Source organism: Pseudomonas sp. BJa5 (genome assembly GCF_030272875.2).
Taxonomy (GTDB): domain Bacteria; phylum Pseudomonadota; class Gammaproteobacteria; order Pseudomonadales; family Pseudomonadaceae; genus Aquipseudomonas.
In genome coordinates, this window is sequence record NZ_JALRNG020000002.1 from 193,911 (window position 1) to 215,958 (window position 22,048).

The 22,048-nt window shown below is 66.1% G+C and carries 18 protein-coding genes; 13 read left to right on the forward strand and 5 right to left on the reverse strand.

Annotated elements, in window-relative coordinates; genetic code table 11:
• Nucleotides 1-104: 104 nt before the first annotated feature.
• The 3 genes from preA to hydA all read right to left on the reverse strand — a co-directional run bounded on the left by preA (nt 105) and on the right by hydA (nt 4,286).
• Nucleotides 105-1,379: an NAD-dependent dihydropyrimidine dehydrogenase subunit PreA gene (gene preA, locus M2D63_RS02125; protein WP_285861109.1), complete on the reverse strand. Its 1,275-nt coding sequence runs from the start codon at nt 1,377-1,379 to the stop codon at nt 105-107.
• Entirely contained in the window at nt 1,380-2,747 is a 1,368-nt protein-coding gene (locus tag M2D63_RS02130) for an NAD(P)-dependent oxidoreductase (protein ID WP_285861110.1), read from the reverse strand.
• Nucleotides 2,748-2,840: 93 nt separating this feature from the next.
• Complete coding sequence (gene hydA / locus M2D63_RS02135) at nt 2,841-4,286, reverse strand: dihydropyrimidinase (RefSeq protein WP_285861111.1); 1,446 nt, start codon at nt 4,284-4,286, stop codon at nt 2,841-2,843.
• Between the two features lie 348 nt (nt 4,287-4,634).
• Between hydA and M2D63_RS02140 the strand changes: the two genes are divergently transcribed.
• Entirely contained in the window at nt 4,635-6,122 is a 1,488-nt protein-coding gene (locus M2D63_RS02140) for an NCS1 family nucleobase:cation symporter-1 (protein WP_285861112.1), read from the forward strand.
• Between the two features lie 43 nt (nt 6,123-6,165).
• Nucleotides 6,166-7,449: a Zn-dependent hydrolase gene (locus M2D63_RS02145; protein WP_285861113.1), complete on the forward strand. Its 1,284-nt coding sequence runs from the start codon at nt 6,166-6,168 to the stop codon at nt 7,447-7,449.
• Nucleotides 7,450-7,534: 85 nt separating this feature from the next.
• Here M2D63_RS02145 and M2D63_RS02150 read toward each other — a convergent pair whose 3' ends face one another.
• Nucleotides 7,535-8,404, reverse strand: a complete 870-nt coding sequence (locus tag M2D63_RS02150) for a LysR family transcriptional regulator (RefSeq protein WP_285861114.1) — start codon at nt 8,402-8,404, stop codon at nt 7,535-7,537.
• A 280-nt stretch (nt 8,405-8,684) separates the two neighbouring features.
• Between M2D63_RS02150 and M2D63_RS02155 the strand changes: the two genes are divergently transcribed.
• The 4 genes from M2D63_RS02155 to M2D63_RS02170 all read left to right on the forward strand — a co-directional run bounded on the left by M2D63_RS02155 (nt 8,685) and on the right by M2D63_RS02170 (nt 14,315).
• The gene (locus tag M2D63_RS02155; protein ID WP_285861115.1) at nt 8,685-10,001 is read left to right on the forward strand and encodes an MFS transporter; all 1,317 of its coding nucleotides are present in this window, start codon (nt 8,685-8,687) and stop codon (nt 9,999-10,001) included.
• A 22-nt stretch (nt 10,002-10,023) separates the two neighbouring features.
• A complete protein-coding gene (locus M2D63_RS02160) occupies nt 10,024-11,415 on the forward strand; it encodes an FAD-dependent oxidoreductase (protein WP_285861116.1) in 1,392 nt (463 codons plus the stop codon).
• A 92-nt stretch (nt 11,416-11,507) separates the two neighbouring features.
• A complete protein-coding gene (locus M2D63_RS02165; RefSeq protein WP_285861117.1) occupies nt 11,508-12,221 on the forward strand; it encodes a YebC/PmpR family DNA-binding transcriptional regulator in 714 nt (237 codons plus the stop codon).
• A gap of 204 nt (nt 12,222-12,425) precedes the next feature.
• The gene (locus tag M2D63_RS02170; RefSeq protein WP_285861118.1) at nt 12,426-14,315 is read left to right on the forward strand and encodes a propionyl-CoA synthetase; all 1,890 of its coding nucleotides are present in this window, start codon (nt 12,426-12,428) and stop codon (nt 14,313-14,315) included.
• 21 nt (nt 14,316-14,336) lie between these two features.
• Here M2D63_RS02170 and zapE read toward each other — a convergent pair whose 3' ends face one another.
• Nucleotides 14,337-15,440 carry a cell division protein ZapE gene (zapE, locus tag M2D63_RS02175; protein WP_405308927.1) on the reverse strand — a complete coding sequence of 368 codons (1,104 nt, stop codon included), beginning with the start codon at nt 15,438-15,440 and terminating at the stop codon, nt 14,337-14,339.
• Between the two features lie 238 nt (nt 15,441-15,678).
• On the opposite strand from zapE, the gene M2D63_RS02180 reads away from it, so the two are divergent.
• The 7 genes from M2D63_RS02180 to M2D63_RS02210 all read left to right on the forward strand — a co-directional run bounded on the left by M2D63_RS02180 (nt 15,679) and on the right by M2D63_RS02210 (nt 21,998).
• Nucleotides 15,679-16,167: a spore coat U domain-containing protein gene (locus tag M2D63_RS02180; protein WP_285861138.1), complete on the forward strand. Its 489-nt coding sequence runs from the start codon at nt 15,679-15,681 to the stop codon at nt 16,165-16,167.
• 36 nt (nt 16,168-16,203) lie between these two features.
• Nucleotides 16,204-16,734, forward strand: a complete 531-nt coding sequence (locus tag M2D63_RS02185; RefSeq protein WP_285861119.1) for a spore coat U domain-containing protein — start codon at nt 16,204-16,206, stop codon at nt 16,732-16,734.
• A gap of 15 nt (nt 16,735-16,749) precedes the next feature.
• The gene (locus M2D63_RS02190) at nt 16,750-17,283 is read left to right on the forward strand and encodes a spore coat U domain-containing protein (protein WP_285861120.1); all 534 of its coding nucleotides are present in this window, start codon (nt 16,750-16,752) and stop codon (nt 17,281-17,283) included.
• A 3-nt stretch (nt 17,284-17,286) separates the two neighbouring features.
• The gene (locus M2D63_RS02195) at nt 17,287-17,790 is read left to right on the forward strand and encodes a spore coat U domain-containing protein (RefSeq protein WP_285861121.1); all 504 of its coding nucleotides are present in this window, start codon (nt 17,287-17,289) and stop codon (nt 17,788-17,790) included.
• Nucleotides 17,791-17,830: 40 nt separating this feature from the next.
• Entirely contained in the window at nt 17,831-18,622 is a 792-nt protein-coding gene (locus M2D63_RS02200; RefSeq protein WP_285861122.1) for a molecular chaperone, read from the forward strand.
• Between the two features lie 119 nt (nt 18,623-18,741).
• Nucleotides 18,742-21,036 carry a fimbria/pilus outer membrane usher protein gene (locus M2D63_RS02205; RefSeq protein WP_285861139.1) on the forward strand — a complete coding sequence of 765 codons (2,295 nt, stop codon included), beginning with the start codon at nt 18,742-18,744 and terminating at the stop codon, nt 21,034-21,036.
• On the forward strand, nt 21,033-21,998 hold the full coding sequence (locus M2D63_RS02210) for a spore coat U domain-containing protein (RefSeq protein ID WP_285861123.1): 966 nt from the start codon (nt 21,033-21,035) through the stop codon (nt 21,996-21,998). The genes M2D63_RS02205 and M2D63_RS02210 overlap by 4 nt, the downstream gene beginning before the upstream one ends.
• Nucleotides 21,999-22,048 lie beyond the last annotated feature (50 nt).

A 22,048-nucleotide genomic window follows, 5' to 3' on the forward strand; every position in this document is an offset into this window, starting at 1 on the left:
CCGTGGTTGCGCACGATCGCTACGCACCATGATAGAGGTGTTCGCCCAGGCGTCGGGGGCCAGGCGACGAGGGAGGGCGCCCTCGTCGCCTGGCCAGGCTTGGCTCAGGACGCTTCGCGGTAGGGGTTGCGCGGATCGTGCTGCCAGTCGAGGAACGGCTTGCCGGTGTCCTGGGGCACCATCTCGATGCAGTCCTGGACCGGGCAGGTGATCTGGCACAGGTTGCAGCCCACGCACTCGGCATCGATCACCTCGTAGCGGTGGCTGCCGTCGGCCTGCTTGAGGCTGGCGATGGCCTGGTGCGAGGTGTCTTCGCAGGCGATATGGCAGCGACCGCAGCCGATGCAGGCGTCCTGGTCGATTTTGGCGATGACCTGGTAGTTGATGTCCAGATACTTCCAGTCGGTGGTGTGGCCCACCGCGCGACCGCTGAAGTCGGCAATGCTGCGGTAGCCCTGGCTGTCCATCCAGCGCGAGAGGCCGTCCTTCATGTCCTCGACGATGCGAAAGCCATGCAGCATGGCGGCGGTGCACACCTGCACGGCGCCGCAGCCCAGGGCGATGAACTCGGCGGCATCGCGCCAGCTGCCGATGCCGCCGATGCCGCTGATGGGCAGGCCACGGGTGGCCGGGTCGCGGGCGATTTCGGCGACCATGTTCAGGGCGATCGGCTTGACCGCCGAGCCGCAGTAGCCGCCATGGGTGCTCATGTCGCCGACGATGGGCAGGGCGACCATGCGTTCGAGGTCGACGCTGGTGATCGAGTTGATGGTGTTGATCAGCGACACCGCATCGGCGCCACCGCGGTGGGCGGCGCGGGCGGACTGGCGGATATCGGTGATGTTGGGGGTCAGCTTGACGATCACCGGCAGCGAGCAGTGGGTCTTGCACCAGCGGGTGACCTGCTCGACATACTCCGGCACCTGGCCGACCGCTGCGCCCATGCCGCGCTCGGGCATGCCGTGGGGGCAGCCGAAGTTCAGTTCGATGCCGTCGGCCCCGGTGGCTTCCACCAGCGGCAGGATGGCTTTCCAGGATTCCTCGACGCAGGGCACCATCAACGACACGATCAGCGCCCGGTCCGGCCAGTCCTTCTTCACCTGGGTGATTTCCCGCAGGTTGATCTCCAGCGAGCGGTCGGTGATCAGCTCGATGTTGTTGATGCCCATGACCTCGCGGTTGACCCCGTAGTGGGCCGAGTAGCGCGACGACACGTTGACCGCGGCAGGGTCTTCACCCAGGGTTTTCCAGACCACGCCGCCCCAGCCGGCCTGGAAGGCGCGGACCACGTTGTAGGCCTTGTCGGTGGGCGGCGCGGAGGCCAGCCAGAACGGGTTGGGCGCCTTGATGCCGGCAAATTCGATCGACAGGTCAGCCATTTATGCAGCCTCCACATTGAGGGTGAGTTGGGCATGGATGGCCTCGGCGGCCAGCTTGCCGTGCTGCACGGCCTGGACGGTGAGGTCCTGGCCCAGGTGGGTACAGTCGCCCCCGGCGTACACCCCGGGCAGGCTGGTGCGCATCTGCTCGTCGACGCGAATGCGCTCGCCGTCGCGGGCCAGGGCCTGGGCGCTGCTGTCGCTCAGGGCCTGGTCGTCGAAGGCCTGGCCGATGGCCTTGAAGATCGCATCGGCGGCCAGTTCTAACTGCTCGCCGGTGCTCTGCAGGCGGTCGTCGACCATCGCCGTGCGGGCAAAGCGCATGCCCCGGACCCGGCCCTGGTCGTCGAGCAGTACCTGCTCGGGCTGGGCCCAGGTCAGCAGGCGTACCTGGTTCTCCTTGGCGATGTGCTGTTCATGCTCGGTGGCGCCCATGTCCTCCACGCCGCGGCGGTACACCAGGTTGACGTCGCGGGCACCAAGGCGGGCCATCTGCACGGCCATGTCGATGGCGGTGTTGCCGGCGCCCAGGACGATGCAGCGATCGGCCAGGGGCAGGGCGGTGAGGTCGTCGGCCTGGCGCAGTTCGCGGATGTAGTCGGTGGCGGCCAAGAGGCCCGGGGCACTTTCGTCGGCCAGGCCCAGCTGGCGGCTGGCGTTCAGGCCAAGGCCGAGGAACACCGCATCGAACTGCTGTTGCAGCTCGCCCAGGGTCAGGTTCTGGCCCAGCACCTGACCATGGCGGATTTCGATGCCACCGATCTGCAGGACGAAGTCCACCTCGCGCTGGGCGAAGTCGTCGACCACCTTGTACTTGGCGATGCCGTATTCGTTGAGGCCGCCGGCCTTGGGCCGGGCTTCGAAGATCACCACGTCATGGCCGTGCCAGGCCAGGCGGTGGGCGCAGGACAAGCCGGCAGGTCCGGCGCCGACCACGGCAATGCGCTTGCCGGTGCTGGCCGCGCGCTGGAACGGATGCTCGCTGAAGCCGGCGTTGTCCAGGGCATAGCGTTGCAGCAGGCCGATCAGCACCGGTGCGCATTCCTGGTGGTGGTTGCGCACGCAGGCCTGCTGGCAGAGGATCTCGGTCGGGCAGACCCGCGCGCAACTGCCGCCGAGGATGTTCGCCGAGAGGATTTTCTCCGCTGCGCCCTGGACGTTCTCCTGGTGGATATTGCGGATGAACGAGGGGATGTCGATGTCGCTGGGGCAGGCATTGACGCATGGGGCGTCGTAGCAGTACAGGCAGCGCGAGGCTTCCTGGGCGGCCTGGCGGGCGTTGAGCGGTGGCGCCAGGTCGCTGAAGTGCTCGGCCAGGGTCGGGTTGTCGGCGCTCGGTCGGGGGAGGTGGTTGAGGGACTCGATCACGGTGGTGTCCTCTTTTTTCTTTTTTATTAGCGTTCATCGCGGGGCAAGCCCGCTCCTACGGTCTGTGGGAGCGGGCTTGCCCCGCGATGTGATTCAGCGCTTGACCGCAGTCGGCTGCGAATGCTCGGCGCGCTTGCTCAGCAGGTCGAACACCGCCGGGTACGCCGGCCGCTCGATGTAGCGCCCGGCTCCACGTTCGGCGCGCAGGTCGCCATTGGCCCAGACCAGCTTGCCCTGGCTGATGGTATGGCTGGGAATGCCGCGCACGGTCTTGCCTTCGAAGATGTTGAAGTCCACCTGCTGGTGGTGGGTGGCGGCGGAGATGGTGCGGGTGCCGTGTGGGTCCCAGAGCACCAGGTCGGCATCGGCGCCCACGCGCAGGGCGCCCTTGCGCGGGAACAGGTTGAAGATCTTGGCGGTGTTGGTGGAGGTCAGGGCGACGAACTCCTGCATCGACAGCCTGCCGGTGTTGACCCCTTCGTCCCAGAGCACCGCCATGCGGTCCTCGATACCCGCCGTGCCGTTGGGGATGCGGCTGAAATCATCGCGGCCGGCAGCCTTCTGCTCGGCGCAGAAGCAGCAGTGGTCGGTGGCGGTGGTGTGCAGGTTGCCCGATTGCAGGCCACCCCACAGCGCTTCCTGGTGCCCTTCGTGGCGTGGCCGGAAGGGCGGGCTCATCACGTAGCCGGCAGCGGTCTGCCAGTCGGGATGACGGTAGACGTCCTCGTCCAGCAGCAGGTGCCCGGCCAGCACCTCGCCGTAGACCTTCTGCCCGTGCTGGCGGGCGTAGGTGATCTCGTCCAGGGCCTGGCGGGTGGAGACATGTACCAGGTACACCGGCGTGCCCAGGGTTTCGGCGATGCGGATGGCGCGGCTGGCCGCCTCACCTTCGACCTGGGACGGACGCGACAGCGGATGCGCCTCGGGGCCGGTGATGCCCTGGGCCAGCAGCTTGCGTTGCAGGTGATAGACCAGCTCGCCGTTCTCGGCATGCACGGTGGGCACCGCGCCCAGTTCCAGGCAGCGCTCGAAACTGGCGACCAGGGTGTCGTCGGCGGCCATGATCGCGTTCTTGTAGGCCATGAAATGCTTGAAGCTGTTGACCCCGTGCTGGCTGACCAGCTCGCCCATCTCGGCGCTCACCTGCTCGCTCCACCAGGTGATGGCCACGTGGAAGCCATAGTCGGCGGCGGACTTCTCGGCCCAGCCACGCCACTGGTGAAAGGCTTCGAGCAAGGATTGCTGCGGGTTGGGAATGACGAAGTCGATGATCGAGGTGGTGCCACCGGCCAGGCCCGCAGCGGTGCCGCTGTAGAAATCCTCGCTGGCCACGGTGCCCATGAAGGGCAGCTGCATATGGGTGTGCGGGTCGATGCCGCCGGGCATCAGGTACTGGCCGCTGCCGTCGAGCACTTCGCAGCCTGTGGGAACGTCGAGGTCGGTGCCGATGGCCTTGATCACACCGTCGGCGCAGAGCACGTCGGCACGATAACTTTCCTCATGGGTAATCAGGGTGGCGCCACGAATCAAAAGCGTCATCAGATGCTCCTCGCAGGCTTGACCGACTGCTGCCGGTTCTAGGTTTTGTACTTAAGCTGCAGCGTAGATCAGAAACCTGTCAGCGCTGACAGGATTTGAATCTAGTAGGGGATCCGGGAGAGGGCAAATAAATTGTTTATAAGCTTATATTCAATATAAATAATTGAAATATAAGGGATAAATGATTTGTCCGGCGTTTGAGGAAAACGACCGGCGGTCCTGTCGTTCTTGACAGGTTGTGGAAATGGTCAAGATTTCACATGGGCACCCGTGATTGCCCGAAATGCCCGTGCACGTACTCCAGCCATTGGCACGATGAGCCAAAAACACAACAACAGCGGAGCGGCCATGCAGCAGACCAGATCGCAGGTGAGCGAACGCGACGGCTTGTTTGAGCTCGACGCCGGCAACGACGTCCTCGACAGCCCCCGGTACAACCACGACATCGCCCCGACCAAGGTGCAGGAGCGAACCTGGAACAAATGGCACATCACCGCGCTTTGGGTCGGCATGTCGATCTGCGTGCCGACCTACACCCTGGGCGGGGTGCTGACCGCTTATTTCGGCCTGACGGTGGGCGAGGCGCTGCTGGCGATCCTGCTGGCCAACACCGTGGTGCTGATTCCCCTGACCCTCAACGCCTTTCCCGGCACCAAGTACGGCATCCCGTTTCCGGTGTTGCTGCGCTCGTCGTTCGGCATCATCGGCTCCAACGTGCCGTGCCTGATCCGCGCCCTGGTGGCGTGCGGCTGGTTCGGCATCCAGACCATGTTCGGCGGCCTGGCCATCCACCTGTTCCTGGGCTCCCTGTCGGCGGATTGGAAGGCCCTGGGCGGTACGGGCGAGGTGATCGGCTTCATGCTGTTCTGGTGCCTGAACCTGTGGGTGGTGCTGCGCGGCGCCGAGTCGATCAAGTGGCTGGAAACCCTGTCGGCGCCCTTGCTGGTGCTGGTTGGCGCCGGGCTGCTGGTGTGGGCCTTGCCCAACGTGTCGATCAGCGAGCTGATGGCCCAGCCACCGAAACGCCCCGAAGGGGCGAGCGTCTATGGCTACTTCTTTGCCGGGCTGACGGCCATGGTCGGCTTCTGGGCCACCCTGTCGCTGAACATTCCCGACTTCAGCCGCTACGCCAGGAGCCAGAAGGACCAGATCCTCGGGCAGATCCTCGGCCTGCCGCTGACCATGTTCCTGTTCGCCGCCCTGGGCGTGGTGCTCACCGCCGCCTCGGCGTCGCTGGTGGGCGAAACCGTGTCCGACCCGGTGAGCCTGATCGGGCATATCCAGAGCCCGGTGTGGGTGGCCCTGGCCATGGCCCTGATCATCATCGCCACGCTGTCGACCAACACCGCGGCGAACATCGTCTCGCCCACCAACGACTTCCAGAACCTGGCGCCCAAGTGGATCGGACGCACCACCGCGGTGCTGCTCACCGGCGTGGTCGGCCTGCTGCTGATGGGCCATGAGCTGTTGAAAAAGCTCGGCCTGATCGTCAGCGACGTCAGCCTGGAAAGCGTCTACTCCAACTGGCTGCTGGGCTATTCGAGCCTGCTGGGGCCGATCGCCGGGATCATGGTGGTGGACTACTTCCTGATCCGCAAACAGACCCTGGACCTGGCCGGCCTGTACCGAGACGACGTGTACCCGGCCTGGAACGCTGCCGGCTTCATCGCCTTCGGCGTACCGGTGGTGCTGACCCTGCTGTCGCTGCAAAGCCAGGCCTTCAGCTGGTTCTACGACTTTGGCTGGTTCACCGGCTCCGCCCTGGGCGGCCTGATCTACTACGCCCTGGGCAGCCTCAAGGCCGCCCGCACGGCAAGCCTCAAACCTACCGTGTAACGCCAGGGCCCCCAGAGGCCCGGCACCTGATGAGGAGATGCGCATGCAAAGTACACAGGACGTTCTGCAATCGAGCTTGCGCCATATCAATGGCGAACGGCTCTGGCAATCGCTGATGGACCTGGCCCGGCTCGGCGCCACGGCCAAGGGCGGGGTGTGCCGCCTGGCGTTGACCGACCTCGATCGCCAGGCCCGCGACCTGTTCGTCAAATGGAGCAAGGATGCGGGCTGCAGCGTGAGCATCGATGGCGTGGGCAACATCTTCGCCCGGCGCCCCGGGCGCAACCCGCAGCTGCCACCGGTGATGACCGGCAGCCATATCGACACCCAGCCGACCGGGGGCAAGTTCGACGGCTGCTACGGGGTGCTGGCCGGGCTGGAAGTCATGCGCACCCTCAATGACCTGAAGATCGAAACCGAGGCGCCGCTGGAGGTGGTGGTCTGGACCAACGAAGAAGGTTCGCGCTTTGCCCCGTGCATGATGGGCTCGGGGGTGTTCGCCGAGAAATTCACCTTGCAGGAAACCCTGGCCAAGACCGATGCCGAAGGCATCAGCGTCGGCGAGGCGCTCAATGCCATTGGCTACGCCGGGCCGCGCGCGGTCAGCGGACACCCGGTGGGCGCCTATTTCGAGGCCCATATCGAGCAGGGGCCGATCCTTGAAGACCAGAAAAAAACCATCGGCGTGGTGCTCGGCGCCCTGGGGCAGAAGTGGTTCGACCTGACCCTGCGCGGCGTCGAGGCCCATGCCGGGCCGACGCCGATGCACCTGCGCAAGGACGCCCTGGTCGGTGCCAGCGTGGTGGTGGCGGCGGTCAACCGCGTGGCCCTGGAGCACCAGCCCCATGCCTGTGGCACCGTAGGCTGCCTGCAGGCCTACCCGGGCTCGCGCAACGTGATCCCCGGCGAAGTGCGCATGACCCTGGACTTCCGTCACCTGGAACCGGCGCGGCTGGACTCGATGATCGCCCAGGTGCGCGATGTGATCAGCAGCACCTGCCAGCAGCACGGCTTGAGCCATACCCTGACGCCGACGGCGGATTTCCCGCCGCTGTATTTCGACCAGGGCTGTGTCGAGGCGGTGCGGGGGGCGGCCCAGGGGTTGGGGCTGTCGCACATGGACATTGTCAGTGGTGCCGGGCATGACGCGATCTTCCTTGCCGAACTGGGGCCGGCGGGAATGATCTTTGTGCCGTGCGAAGGCGGGATCAGCCACAACGAAATCGAGAACGCCGCGCCCGAGGATCTGGCCGATGGCTGCGCGGTGCTGTTGCGCGCCATGCTGGCGGCGGCGCAGGCGGTGGCGCGGGGCAGGGAGGCGGCGTAGGATTTGAGGGCCTCATCGCGGGGCAAGCCCGCTCCTACAGGTTTTGTTGTTATCCCTGTGGGAGCGGGCTTGCCCCGCGATGGTGTCAAAGACTGTCCTGCACCATCTGCAAAAAGGTCGCCACCAGACGTCGTGAACTCTGCTCGCGCAAACACACCAGGGTCTCGGTCAAGCGCCGCTGGCAGTCGACGATCGGCAGCGCACACACCCGCGCATCGGCGCCGAACTCGGCGGCCGACACCACCCCCACGCCAATCCCCACCACCACCGCTTCGCGCGCCGCTTCCCGGCCTTCGACCTGGATCGCCGGGCGAATGCGCAGGCCCGCGCGCTGCATTTCCTCTTCCAGGGTCTGGCGGGTCACCGAGCCCGGTTCGCGCAAGACGATCGGGGTGTCATCGAGGTCGGCCAGGCTGATCGAGCCACGGCTGGCCCAGGGGTGCTGGTGGGAAACGAAGGCCACCATCGGGTCGCTGCGTATCGGCACGCAGAGCAGGCGCTCGTCATCGACGTCGCGGCCGAGCAGGGCCAGGTCGGCCTGGTAGTTGTACAGGCGCAGCAGCGATTCGTCGGTGTTGCCGGTCTCGATCTTGACGCTGATGCCCGGGTATTGCTCGCAGAACCTGGCGATCTGCGGCAACACGTGCACCGGCGCATCCACCGCCAGCACCAGGGTGCCGGTCTGCAGGGCGCGCGAGTCCTGCAGCAGCTCATGGGCCTCGGCCTCGCAGGCGAACAGGCGCTGGGTGATGCCCAGCAGGCGCTCGCCCACATCGGTCAGTTGCACCGAACGCTTGTTGCGATGGAACAGCAAGACACCAAAACGCTCCTCGAGCTTGCGCACCTGGTCGGAAATCGCTGGCTGGGTCAGGAACAGCCGTTCGGCGGCGCGGGTGAAGCTGCCGTGCAGGGCAACGGCATGAAAAGCTTTCAACTGGGCATGGGAAACCGACATCGCAGTACCTGCTACAAGCTGGGCTTATTTGTGAAATACGATAAATCGATTTTATTTATCAGTCAGTAATTGTTTCTATCTCTTTCAGCCCGTCACGTCACCTGCAGTGACCGACGGGTCATGGACCTGGCTGACACGGCATAACAAGATCCCATGCTCCCGGTTCCATCTGACCAGGTGACGGCTTTGACCGGCCGTCACGCAGTGCGCAACACAAGAACAAAACAGGCGTTTTTTGAAAATTCTGCCGGCACACTCAAGCCCCGAGGTCAGATTCACCATGAATAAACACATTGCAGATATAAAGCGTTGGCGCGTGCAGATCTTTGCTGTCACCTGGATCGCCTACGCCGCGTTCTACTTCACCCGCAAAGCCTTTTCCGTGGCCAAGCTGGGCATCGGCGAAGACCCAAGCTTCACCCTCGATAAAATGGCCATGGCCAACCTCGACGCCATCTACCTGGCGGCCTATGCCGTGGGGCAGTTCACCTGGGGCATGCTGGCCGACCGCTTCGGCCCGCGGGTGGTGGTACTGGGCGGCCTGGTGATTTCCGCCGCCGCCGCCCTGGTGATGGGTAGCTACGCAACCTTCCCGATCTTCGCCACCTGCATGCTGGTCCAGGGCCTGGCCCAGTCAACCGGCTGGGCGGGGCTGTGCAAGAACATCGGCAGCTTCTTTCCCAGCTCCCAGCGTGGGCGGGTGCTGGGGCTGTGGAGTTCCTGCTATGCCTTCGGCGGCCTGGTGGCTTCGCCGTTCGCCGGCTGGTGGGCCTACACCCTGATCGGCACCTGGCATGCTGCGTTCTTCTCCAGCGCCGCGGTGGTGGCGATCGTGGCGGTGCTGTTCTTCATCTTCCAGCGCAACAAGCCCGAAGACGTCGGCCTGCCCGCAGTGGAGCCGGAGCCGGAAAGCATGGTGCCGGGCTCCAACCTGTGCAGCATCTGGGCGCCGCTGCGCGAGATCCTGCGCAACCGCACGGTGCTGACCCTGGGCCTGGCCTACTTCCTGTTGAAACCTGCGCGCTACGCCATCCTGCTGTGGGGGCCGGTGATCGTCTTCGAACAGATGCCGTCGGTCGGCAAGGTCGGTGCGGCAATCATCCCCACCGCCTTCGAACTGGCCGGATTGCTCGGCCCGATCATGATCGGCCTTGCCTCGGACAAACTCTTCGGAGCCCGGCGCATGCCGGCCTGCGTGATCAGCCTGGTGGTGCTGACCGTGGTGCTGGCCTTGTTCATGGGGGCGATGCAAAGCGGTAGCGTGGCGCTGGTGGTGGCGTTGTTGTTCGTCATGGGCCTGACCCTGTACGGGCCGGACTCGATGATCAGCGGCGCCGCCGCTATCGATTTCGGCACCGCCAAGGCCGGTGCCACGGCGGCCGGCTTCGTCAACGGCTGCGGCTCGGTGGGCGCGATCCTGGGCGGGCTGCTGCCGGGGTATTTCGACGGTGTCACCGTGTTCATCGTCTTTGCCGGCTGCGCGCTGTTTTCGGCGCTGGTGCTGGTGCCGCACTGGAACAGCCGGCCGGCGACGGCCGAGCATACCCCGGCCGTTGCGCCGAATACCGCCATGGCGATCAAACCGCTGCGTACTTGAACCCAAACCAAGGAAACCGACCATGAGACCCTTCTGGCTGCAACAGGCGCTGGACCAGGACGTCGCACGCCCATGCCCACCGCTGGCCGCTGACAGCCGTTGCGATGTGTGCATCGTCGGCGGTGGCTACACGGGCCTGTGGACCGCGCTGATGCTCAAGGCGCAGCAGCCCGAGCTGGATGTGCTGCTGATCGAGGCCGACATCTGCGGCGCCGGCGCCAGCGGCCGCAACGGCGGGTGTGCGTTGTCATGGTCGGCCAAGTACTTCACCCTCGAACGCCTGTTCGGGCTGCAGGAGGCGGTGCGCCTGGTCAAGGCGTCGGAGCAGAGCATCCATGCCATCGGTGACTTCTGCCGCGCGCATGGCATCGACGCCGATTACCGCCTGGATGGCACCCTCTACACGGCCACCAACCGTGCCCAGATGGGCGCCACCGACGGCGTGATCGCCGCCCTGGAACGCCAGGGTATCAACTCCTTCCGGCGCTTGCCGGTGGAGCAGGTACAGCGCCTGGCGGGTTCGAGCAAGCACCTGGAAGGCTGGTTCTCGCCGGCGGCGGCTACGGTGCAGCCTGGCAAGCTGGTCCGTGGCCTGCGGCGGGTCGCCCTGGAACACGGCGTAAGGATTCATGAAGGCACGGCCATGACCGGCCTTCAGCACGGGCCGCAAGCGCTGGTGCAGACCCCAGGCGGCACCATTCGCGCCGATCGCGTGGTGCTCGGCCTCAATGCCTGGATGGCGCGGGCCTTCCCGCAGTTCGAGCGCAGCGTGGCAATCGTCTCCAGCGACATGATCATCACCGAACCGCGGCCCGAGCTGATGCGCCAGATCGGCTTGACCAGCGGCGTCAGCGTGCTCGATTCGCGAATTTTCGTGCACTACTACCACAACACCAGCGACGGCCGGCTGATGCTCGGCAAGGGTGGCAACACCTTTGCCTATGGCGGTCGCATGCTGCCGGTATTCGACCAGCCGTCGCCCTATGCGACGCTGCTGCGGCGCAGCCTGGGCGAATTCTTTCCGGCCCTTGCCCAGGTGCCGGTGGCGGCCACCTGGAACGGCCCGTCGGACCGCTCGGTGACCGGCTTGCCGTTCTTCGGTCGGTTGGGCGAGCAGGGCAATGTGTTCTATGGCTTCGGCTACTCGGGCAGCGGCGTCGGGCCTTGCCACATGGGTGGGCAGATCCTGTCGTCGCTGGCCCTGGGGCTGGATAACGAATGGACCCGCTCGCCACTGGTCAACGGCCCGCTGGGTTACTTCCCGCCCGAACCGATCCGCTACCTGGGCTCATTGATGGTGCGCAACGCCATTCGTCGCAAGGAACAGGCCGAAGACCACGGCCATCGGCCGCGCCGCCTGGATGTGCGACTGGCCCGCTTCGCGGCGGCGGCAGGCAAGGCCGACAAGGCCTGAGCAGTTTTTTTGTCGATTGCCACGAGGATGTATAAACTGCTCCCACTTTGCCGGTCGCTACCTGAACCGGCGCTTGAAACAAGAGAGTCGAGATGGGCGCACAGTGGAAAGCCAAGCATAGAGAAGCAGCAGCCAACGCCAAGGGCAAGATCATGGGCAAGTTGGCCAAGGAGATCCAGATCGCGGCGAAATCCGGCGCCGATCCGGACATGAACCCGCGCCTGCGCCTGGCGGTCGAGCAGGCCAAGAAGGCCTCGATGACCCGCGAGACCCTGGAACGCGCGATCCGCAAGGGCGCAGGCCTGGATGGCGACGCCGTGCAGTACCACGCGGTGACTTATGAAGGCTTCGCCCCACACCAGGTGCCGCTGATCGTCGAGTGCCTGACCGACAACGTCAACCGCACCGTGGCGGCCGTTCGCGTGCTGTTCCGCAAGGGCCAGCTGGGTGCTTCGGGCTCGGTGGCCTGGGACTTCAACCATGTCGGCCTGATCGAAGCCAGCCCGGCCAGCGCCGATGCCGATCCGGAAATGGCCGCGATCGAAGCCGGTGCCCAGGATTTCGAAGAAGGCGAAGAAGAGGGCTCGACCCTGTTCATCACCGACACCACCGACCTGGACGCCGTGCAGAAAGCCCTGCCGGGCCAGGGTTTCACGGTCATTTCGGCGAAGATCGGCTACACCCCGAAAAACCCGGTGAGCGCGGCGAGCCTGAGCGCCGAGGCCCTGGCTGAAGTCGAGGCTTTCCTCGAGGCGATCGATGAAAACGATGACGTACAGAACGTCTATGTTGGCCTGACTGCCTGATTTCACCCCGACGTCCACATCGCGGGGCAAGCCCGCTCCCACAGGGTTTTGATGATCCCTGTAGGAGCGGGCTTGCCCCGCGATGCGTTTGGCCCTGCATTTCTGCACATCCGATAAGACTTAAGTCAAATGGCGGCCCGGCCACAGGGGTCCATACTCGATATTCGCCCTTTTCAATAACAACAAACCCAGGGTTCAGTATCGATGACTTACCAGCACAGCTACGCCCGCTCCATTGCCGATCCCGCTGCTTTCTGGGCCGAACAGGCCAATGATCTCGCCTGGTATCGAAAACCCCTGCAGACCCTCACCGAGAACCCTGACGGCACCCACCAGTGGTTTGCCGACGGCCGCCTGAACAGTTGCTACCTGGCCCTGGATCACCAGATCGAGCAGGGCCGTGGCGAGCAGACGGCGCTGATCTACGACTCCCCGGTGACCGGCAGCCAGCAGCAGTTCACCTATGTGCAATTGCGCGATGAAGTGGCGCGCCTGGCCGGGCTGTTGCGTTCGATGGGCGTCGGCAAGGGCGACGGGGTGATCATCTACATGCCCATGGTGCCGCAGGCGGCCATGGCCATGCTGGCCTGTGCGCGTATCGGCGCGGTGCATTCGGTGGTGTTCGGTGGCTTTGCCGCCAACGAACTGGCCCTGCGTATCGACGATGCCCGGCCGTCGGTGCTGCTGACCGCGTCCTGCGGCCTGGAGTTCGACCGGGTCATCGAGTACAAGCCGCTGGTCGATCGCGCCCTGGAGCTGGCCCGCCATCAACCGCGCAATGTCCTGGTGCTGCAACGTCCGCAAGCGCGGGCGAGCATGGTCGAAGGCCGCGACCTGGACTGGCAGGCCGCCGTGGCCGGAGCCGCGCCGGTGGCACCGGTGGAACTGGACGCCGCCGACCCGATGTACATCATGTACACCTCCGGCACCACCGGCAAACCCAAGGGGATCGTCCGCGAAAACGGCGGCAACGCCGTGGCCCTGCGCTTTGCCATGCGCCATATCTATGGCATGCAGGCCGGCGACATCTGGTGGGGCATTTCCGATGTCGGCTGGGTGGTCGGCCATTCCCTGATCGTCTACGGGCCGTTGATGAACGGTTGCACCACGGTGTTCTACGAAGGCAAGCCGATCCGCACCCCGGATGCCGGCGCCTACTGGCGGGTGGTCGAGCAGTACCGGGTCAACGGCCTGTTCTGCGCCCCCACCGCCATGCGCGCGATCCGCAAGGAAGACCCCGAGGGCGCCTTGCTGCGCCGCTATGACCTGAGCTCCCTGCGCCAGTTGTTCCTGGCCGGCGAAAAGCTCGACTCCAGCACCCACCAGTGGCTGGAAGCGACCAGCGGCAAGCCGGTCCACGACCACTGGTGGCAGACCGAAACCGGTTGGCCTGTGACCGCACCCTGCGTCGGCCTGGACGGCAGCGCGGCGCGGCCGGGTTCGAGCAACCGGGCAGTGCCGGGCTACAACGTGCAGGTGCTGGACGATGACGGCCATTTGCTCGGCGCCAACCAGCAAGGCTCCATCGTCATTGCCCTGCCATTGCCGCCCGGCTGCAGCCAGACCCTCTGGGGCGATCACCAGCGCTACCTGGATGCCTACCTGAAAACCTACCCGGGCTACTACCACACCGGTGACGGCGGCTACCTGGACGACGACGGTTTCGTCTACATCATGGGGCGCACCGATGACGTCATCAACGTCTCGGGCCATCGCCTGTCCACCGGCGAGATGGAAGACCTGGTCGCCCGCCACCCGGCCGTGGCCGAGTGTGCGGTGATCGGCGTGCATGACGATATCAAGGGCCAGGTACCGCTGGCGCTGGTGGTGCTCAAGGATGGCGAGGGCATCAGCGAGGCGGTGTTGCAGCGCGAGCTGATGGCCAGTGTGCGCGAGCAGATCGGCGCCCTGGCGTGCTTCAACCAGGTACGCCTGGTCAAGCGCCTGCCCAAGACCCGTTCGGGCAAGATCCTGCGTGCGGTGCTGCGCAAGATCGCCGACCAGCAGGCCTACACGCCGCCTTCGACCCTGGACGATCCAGCGGTGCTGGGCGAAATTGAGGCGGTGCTGGCCAGCTTCGCCCGCGCCGGTTGAGACGCGCGGCCTGCCCGGCACTCAGGCCGGGCAGGCCGCCGCGTGCGATTGGCGCAACTGACCCAGGCGGCTGCGGGTGCGCGACAGGTCGGTGGCGCTACCGCCCAGGCTGGCATCGAGCGAGGCGCTGCCGATCAGCACCAGGTGCTTGTCCTGGTCGTAGAGCACGTCGATCAGGTTGATAAAGCGCTGTTGCGCGGCGATCGAGCAATCCTCCAGCCGGGGCAGGCGCTCGATGATCCAGTGATCGTAACGCCCGGCCAGTTCCAGGTAATCCATCACCGCCGTGGGCTGCTCGCAGATATCGGCGAAGTCGAAGCCGACCGTGCGCTGCTCGCTGAAGCGGGCCCGTAGCGGGTGCTTGCCCACCGGCAGGTCGAACGTCCCGTCGCTCAATGCCGGCAGCTCAAGCGCCTGGCGCTGCTCGGCACTGCCCGGCCAGAGGTAGTGGCCGCGGGTGAAGCGCTGCTGGCTGCTGGCCGTGGACAGGCTGCGGTAGTCCTGCTCGCCGCCGACTTCCAGCACCTGCATCTGCCGCTTGATCAACTCGATCACCGGCTTGAAACGCTGGTGGTAGAGCGGATTGGGCAACAGCCCCTCGGGGGCGTAGTTGGACGTCACCAGCAGGAAGATGCGCCGGGCGAACAGGGCCTGGAACAGGCGGGTGATCAGCATCGCATCGCCGATGTCATGCACATGGAACTCATCGAAACACAGCACCTGGCAGCCTTCGAGCAGTTCATCGAGGCTGTGGGCCAGGGCGTCGTCCTGGTGGCGATGCTCGTGCATGCCCCGGTGCAGGCGGGCGAAGAAGTCGTGAAAGTGCACGCGGCGCTTGTGGGGATGGGGCAGGGCCTGGAAAAAGCCGTCGAGCAACCAGCTCTTGCCGCGCCCGACCGCGCCATGCAGGTACAGGCTGCGGGCCTTGCCGCTGTCGAGCTGGCCGGCCTGGGTGGCCAGCTGCTCGATCACCCGCGCCTGGCCCTGGCTCAGGGTGTAGCCTTGGGCGGCAGCCTTGTGGCGAAAATGCTGACGAACGGTAACGGCCAAACCATCGGGGGCAGGGCGGGCGCCGTTCAGGCGCTGACGCAAGGCATTCAGGGGGGCGTGTATCCAGGCGGGCAGGGCAGGCAAACCGGGCTCCTCAAGGGCAACGGGACTCAAGGGCCAGCTTGAGCGAGCGCGGCTAATTTAACCAAATTGATCCCGCGCCGCCAGCGACGGCACGCTGTACCCGGGCTGTACATTCCCCCACGAGCTGGCAGGTTTTATCGGCACTGCTACCCTCAAGCGCAGACCAATCCCCCATCGTAAGGAAGCGAAGGTGAAAGGATGCGCTCTGGTCGTATTGCTGGCTGCGGTCATGATGACCCCGGCAGCGGCCACCGACTTCATGGTTGAAGTCAAAATGGAAGTCCAGCGTGGCTGTGTGTTGATCCACTCGCCCCGCGACGCCGGTGCCCAGGCGCTGGGCGTGCTGGACTTCGGCGTGACCGCGCGCCTGGACGACCCCGCCGGGCCGCGCAGCAGCGCGCTGCTCAGCCAGCGACCGCCACGCCTTGAATGCAACCCCGACACCAGCTACCAGGTGCAGGTCGATGGCGGCCAGCACGGCGGAGTGGGTGAAGTGCGCTATCTGGCCAGCAACCAGCCTGCGACGCGACCGATTCCCTATCGCCTGTTTCAGGACCCGGCCTGGCGCACGCCGCTGCCGGTCAATGTCGCGCACGCGGCCCGGGTGCCTTCCACCGGCTCGGTGGAACTTCCCCTGTACGCCCGCATCGACCGCCTGGCCCAAGTGCCGGCGGTCGGTCGTTATTCGGACCTGCTCAAGGTGACCGTCATCTGGTGATGGCCTCGCCTTGAGCCTGCTAAAGGAACTGGCAGCATGAAAAATGTCCTGCTGTTGGGCATCGGCCCGCTGTTGCTGGTCAACCCCGATGCCTTCGCGGCCATGAGCGGGCATATCCAGGCGCGCCTGGTGATCAGTGCGGCCTGCCAGATCAGTGGTGATCCGGGCTCGGCCATCGACGACCCGGGGGCAGGGGTGCTGGACTTCGGCAGCCGCGGCCCGAGCTGGACCGATGCGCTGCACGCGCGCCTGGATGAAAGCACCGGCGACGGCACGCTACAGGTGCGCTGCAACCCTTCGGTCCGCGCCTTCACCGTGAGCATCAATGGCGGCGCCAACGGCGACGGTGCCACGCGCCGGCTGAGCAACGGCCGCGAGCTGATTCCCTATCAACTGTCCGCCGATCCTGGCGGCAGCGCCCGCTATGGCATCGGCCAGCAGCGCACCTTCTCGGTCAGCAGCGCGGCGCAGATCCCCATACCCATCTACGGCGCGGTGGTGGCCCACCCCAGGGCGCTGCCGGCCGGTATCTACCGCGACACCCTGATGGTGACCCTGGACTGGTAACACAAGGAGTGACTCATGCAGCCGAACATTTTCCCCATCCTCTTCGCCGGCATCGGCCTGGCGCTTTGTGGCCAGGCCCAGGCCGGCACCGTCACCGGGCAGATCAATGCCAGCCTGACGCTGATCGCCAGCTGCCAGGTCAACGGCGCCACCGGCAGCACCGGGGTGGACTTCGGTGCGCTGAACTTCGGCACCCTCGACGCGCTGTTCACCCAGGCCCCGGGGCAAGTGCTCGGTGGTGGCGGCGGGGCCCTGAGCATCCTCTGTTCCAGCGGCACGGTGCCGGCGGTGAAGATCGGCGCCGGCAGCCATGACAACCAGTCCGCCGGCGGCACCCGGGCGCTGGCCGACGGCGCCGGCAACTTCGTGCCCTACGACTTCTACACCGACGCCGGGCACACCCAGGTGCTGGCCATCAACGGCGTGATCACCCTGCCGACCAGCAGTGGCGTGGCCCAGACCGTCAACCTCTACGGCCTGGCCAAGGGCAAGGCGGGCCTGCCGGCCGGGACGTACAGCGACACGGTGGCGGTCGAGCTGAGCTTCTGAGCCGTGCGCCCCGGGCTGTCGCTGCTGCTGGCTGTGATCGGCGGCAGTGTCGCGCTGCCACTGGATGCGGCCACCACCAGCACCTTCCAGGTCAGCGCCACCGTGACGGCGGGCTGCCTGGTGGTGGGTGGGGTGAGCACCTGGGGCACCCTGGATTTCGGCAGCCATTCGGCGTTGTCGACCGGCAACGTCAGCACGGCGCTGGGCGGCACCACGGTGACCCTGCAGTGCACCCCGGGGGTGAGCCTGAGCATGCGTCTGAACGGCGGCCAGAACAGTGCTGCCGGCCTGCGCAACCTCAAGCGCGGCAGCGGTACGGCGCTGGTGGCCTATCAACTGTTCGCCGATGCCGGCCTGAGCCAGGTGCTGGGTATCGACCAGAACGTGGCGGTGGCCTACGGCGATGCCACGGCTATCAAGCTGCCGGTCTACGCCCGCGCACAATTGACCGGCAACCTGCCCGCCGGCAGCTACACCGATGTGGTGCAGGTAGTAGTGAGTTTCTGAAGGGCAATCAATGCAATATTCGACCATAAGGACATCACCCATGGGCTCAAGCGCTGGCACCAAGGGCGCACGCTTCAACCTCCTGGCCTGCCTGCTTGCCCTGTTCGGCAGTGCAGGCGTGCAGGCCGCCACCTCGGTGCTGATCTGGCCGATCGACCCGGTATTAGAGGCCGACCAGAAGGCCGGCGCCCTGTGGCTGGAAAACCGCGGCACGACCCCGGCCAACCTGCAGGTGCGGGTGTTCGCCTGGCGCCAGGGCGACTTCGACGACCAGTACCAGGCCCAGCGCGAGATCATCGGCAGCCCGCCGGTGGCCAACATCGCCCCGGGGCAGAAACAACTGATCCGCCTGACCCGCACCGGCGCCTCGCCTGTAGGCCAGGAGCAGGCCTACCGGATCATCATCGACGAGATTCCCCAGGCCTTGCCCGCCACGGCCAGTGCTGACACGGCGCAGGCGGCGATCCGCTTCCAGATGCGCTACTCGGTGCCCCTGTTCGTCTACGGCCAGGGCCTGTGGGGCAAGCCGGATGCCAGTGGCCAGCGCGATCCGGGCGGGGTCGGCAAGCCGGCGCTGAGTTGGCGCCAGGTGTCGGTACAGGGCCGCCCCTACGTCGAGATCCGCAACACCGGGCCGGTGCATGCGCGCCTGACCGATGTGGTGCTGCACCAGGGCGGGCAGCAAAAGCCGCTGGTCGAAGGCCTGCTCGGCTACGTACTGCCGGGCGCCAGCATGCGCTGGCCGGCGCCGCAGGCACTGACGGCAGCGACGGTGCTCAAGGGCCGGGTCAACGGCCAGGAGGCGGCACAGACCCTGAGCCAGGGGCAGTGATGCGAGGCTAAGGACGCAACAACAGGGGCCAGGGAGGACCCGGTGATGGTGGGATACGGTGAGTGAACAAGGCTCGGGCCTATCGCTGCGCGCTGGCGCTGACGGCCTGTGCGCTGCAGGTGCTGGACGGTGGCCCGCTGCTGGCCGGGCAACTGCCGCCTGCGCCCACCCGCCTGGAGGCGCTGGGCGATGCCCAGTTGTACCTGGAGCTGGTGGTCAATCAGATGAGCAGCCCTGAGCCGGTGCCGGTGCAGCAGCGGGGCGGACGCCTGTTCCTGGCCACGGCGGACCTGCTGGCGGCGGGCGTCCAGGTGCCGGGGCTGACGGCCGGCGAGGTGGCGCTGGATTCTGTCCCCGGGTTGCACAGCGACTATGACAGCCAGGGCCAGCGCCTGCTGCTGCAGGTGCCCGCCGCCTGGCTGCCGACCCAGCGCCTCGGTGACGCCCGGCTGTACCCGGCCAGCGACGCGCGCAGCAGCTTTGGCGCGTTGCTCAACTACGACCTGTACCTGAACGACACCGACGATGGCGGCACCTACCTCGCCGCCTGGAACGAGCTGCGCCTGTTCGACAGCTGGGGCACGCTGTCGACCACCGGACAATGGCGCCAGGCCCTGGGCGGCAATCGGTTCGACGACAGCCAGGAGGGCTTTCGTCGCTACGACACCACCTGGCGCTACACCGACGAGGTGCGGCTGCTGACCCTGGAAGTCGGTGATGTACTCAGCGGCGCCTTGCCCTGGACCGGCTCGGTGCGCCTGGGCGGCGTGCAGCTGTCGCGGGACTTTGCCGTGCGTCCGGACCTGGTCACCTATCCCTTGCCGGCCTTTGCCGGCGAAGCGGCGGTGCCGTCGTCGCTGGACCTGTTCATCAACGGCTACAAGAGTTCCAGCGCCGAACTGCAGCCGGGGCCCTACACCCTGACCAACATCCCGTTCATCAACGGTGCCGGTGAAGCGGTGGTGGTGACCACCGATGCCCTGGGCCGGCAGGTGTCCACCACCTTGCCGTTCTATGTGACCAGCAGCCTGCTGCAACAGGGCCTGAGCGACTTCTCCCTGGCCGCCGGCAGCCTGCGCCGCGACTATGCCTTGCGCGACTTCGCCTACGGGCCGGGGGTGGCCAGTGCCAGCCTGCGTCATGGCCTGAGTGACAGCTTCACTCTGGAAAGCCACGCTGAAGCCGCCGAATCGCTGACCCTGGGCGGTGTCGGCGGCAACCTGCAGGTGGGCAACTGGGGGGTGGTCAATGCCGCCGTCAGCCAGAGCCGCTTCGACAGCCGCAGCGGCCAGCAACTGAGCCTGGGCTACCAGTACAACAGCCCGCGCCTGGGTTTCAATTACCAGCGCCTGCAACGGCATGGCGACTACGCCGACCTGTCGCTGGTCGACAGCCCCTACACGCGCCTGAGCCAGCGCAGCGAGCAGCTCACCCTGAGCCTGAACCTGGACCGCTACGGCAGCCTGGGCGCCGGTTACTTCGACGTCCGCGCCGGCGACGGCAGCCGTACCCGCCTGCTCAACCTGAGCTGGAGCAAGCCGCTGTGGGGCAACAGCAGCCTGTACCTGTCGGCCAACCGCGAGATCGGCGACAGCCAGTGGGCACTGCAGGCGCAACTGGTGATCCCGTTCGACCTGCACGGCACCTTGAGCCTGGGCCTGGAACGCAATCAGCAGGGCGAGCACCTGCAGAGGGTCAACTACAGCCGCGCCGTGCCGGTGGAAGGGGGCGCAGGTTTCAATCTTGGCTATGCCGATGGTGACCGCGAGGCCTATCGCCAGGCCGACCTGACCTGGCGCCTGCAGGCCGTGCAGCTGCAGGTCGGTGCCTACGGCAGCCGCGACGACACCACGCGCTGGGCCGATGCCAGCGGCTCGCTGGTGTGGATGGACGCCGGGGTGTTCGCCGCCAACCGTATCGATGACGCTTTCGTGGTGGTCAGCACCGACGGTTTCGCCGACGTGCCGGTGCGTTACGAAAACCAGCTGGTCGGCCGCACCGACCGCAACGGTCACCTGCTGGTGCCCTGGAGCAGTGGCTACTACCGGGGCAAATACGAGATCGACCCGATGGAACTGCCCAGCACCGTGCAGGTGCCCGAGGTGGAGCTGCGGGTGGCGGTGCGGCGTGGCACCGGGTATTTGCTGGAGTTTCCACTACGCACAGTGGTGGCGGCCAGCCTGCGCCTGGTCGATGCTGCCGGGCAGGACCTGGCCGTGGGTAGCCAGGTGCTGCACGAACAAAGCGGCCAGCGCACGGTGGTGGGCTGGGACGGGCTGGTGTACCTGGAGGGCCTGGCCGCGCACAACAGCCTGGTGGTGGAGCCGGTTGGCGGTGGTGGTTGCCGGGTGAGTTTCAGTGCCTCCGGCGATCAGGCCCAGGTGCCGCTGATCGGGCCGCTGGTGTGCCAATGAAGCGCGGCTGGGCAAGCCTTATGCTGCTAGCCTGTACCCGGGCGCAGGCACTGTGCGACGTGGTGAGCACCACGCCGGCCAGCTTCGGTACGGTGACTTCGACCCTGGTCAATACCGTGGTGCAATCGGCCTCCACCGGCAATGCCGGGCTGCGCTGCACCGGGTCGCTGGTGAGCCTGCTGGCCGCCGACGACCACTTCTATGCGACCTTCACGCCCACCGGTGGCACCACCGGGCTGGTCGGGCCCACCGGCGATGTCATCAACTACACCCTGTATGCCAACAACACCAGCAACTTTGCCATCGCCCGCAACACCCGCTACGACTTTGCCCGCAACGGCATCATCGACGCCCTCGGGCTGCTCAACGGCACCACGCCCAAGACCGTGCCGATCTACCTGAAGACCCAGATCGGCAGCACGGTCGCGGCCGGTCTGTACCAGGAAACCTTCGCCGTGGAATGGGACATCAACTACTGCTACGGCATTGGTGTGGGCAACATCTGCCTGGGCCGCCAGGTGCTGAAGCAGAGCACCAGCCTGACCGTCAGCCTGACCGTCAGCAACGACTGCCAGATCACCAGCCCCAATATCAGTTTCGGCAGCGCGCCGGTGGTGGCTGGCTTCAGCACGGTCAACAGCAACGTCAACATCGCCTGTACCAAAGGCAGCAACTACACCGTCGGCCTGGACGACGGGCAGAATGGCGCGGGTGGGCGCCGGCGGATGAAGTCGGCGGCCAACAATTATCTGGCCTACGACATCTTCAAAAGTGCCGGCAACCTGCGCTGGGGCAAACTGAACAGCGAGCGCCGGGCCAGCAGCGATGCCGACATCAACCCGGGTGCGGGGACCGGCAGCGGCAGTCAGGTGTTCAATTACAACGCCCGGGTCTACACCGACCAGGCCACGCCGCCGGCCGGTACCTACCTGGACAGCGTGATCCTCGACGTGCAGTTCTGAAACCTTGTGGGAGCGGGCTTGCCCCGCGATTGCGTGTTATCAGTCACATC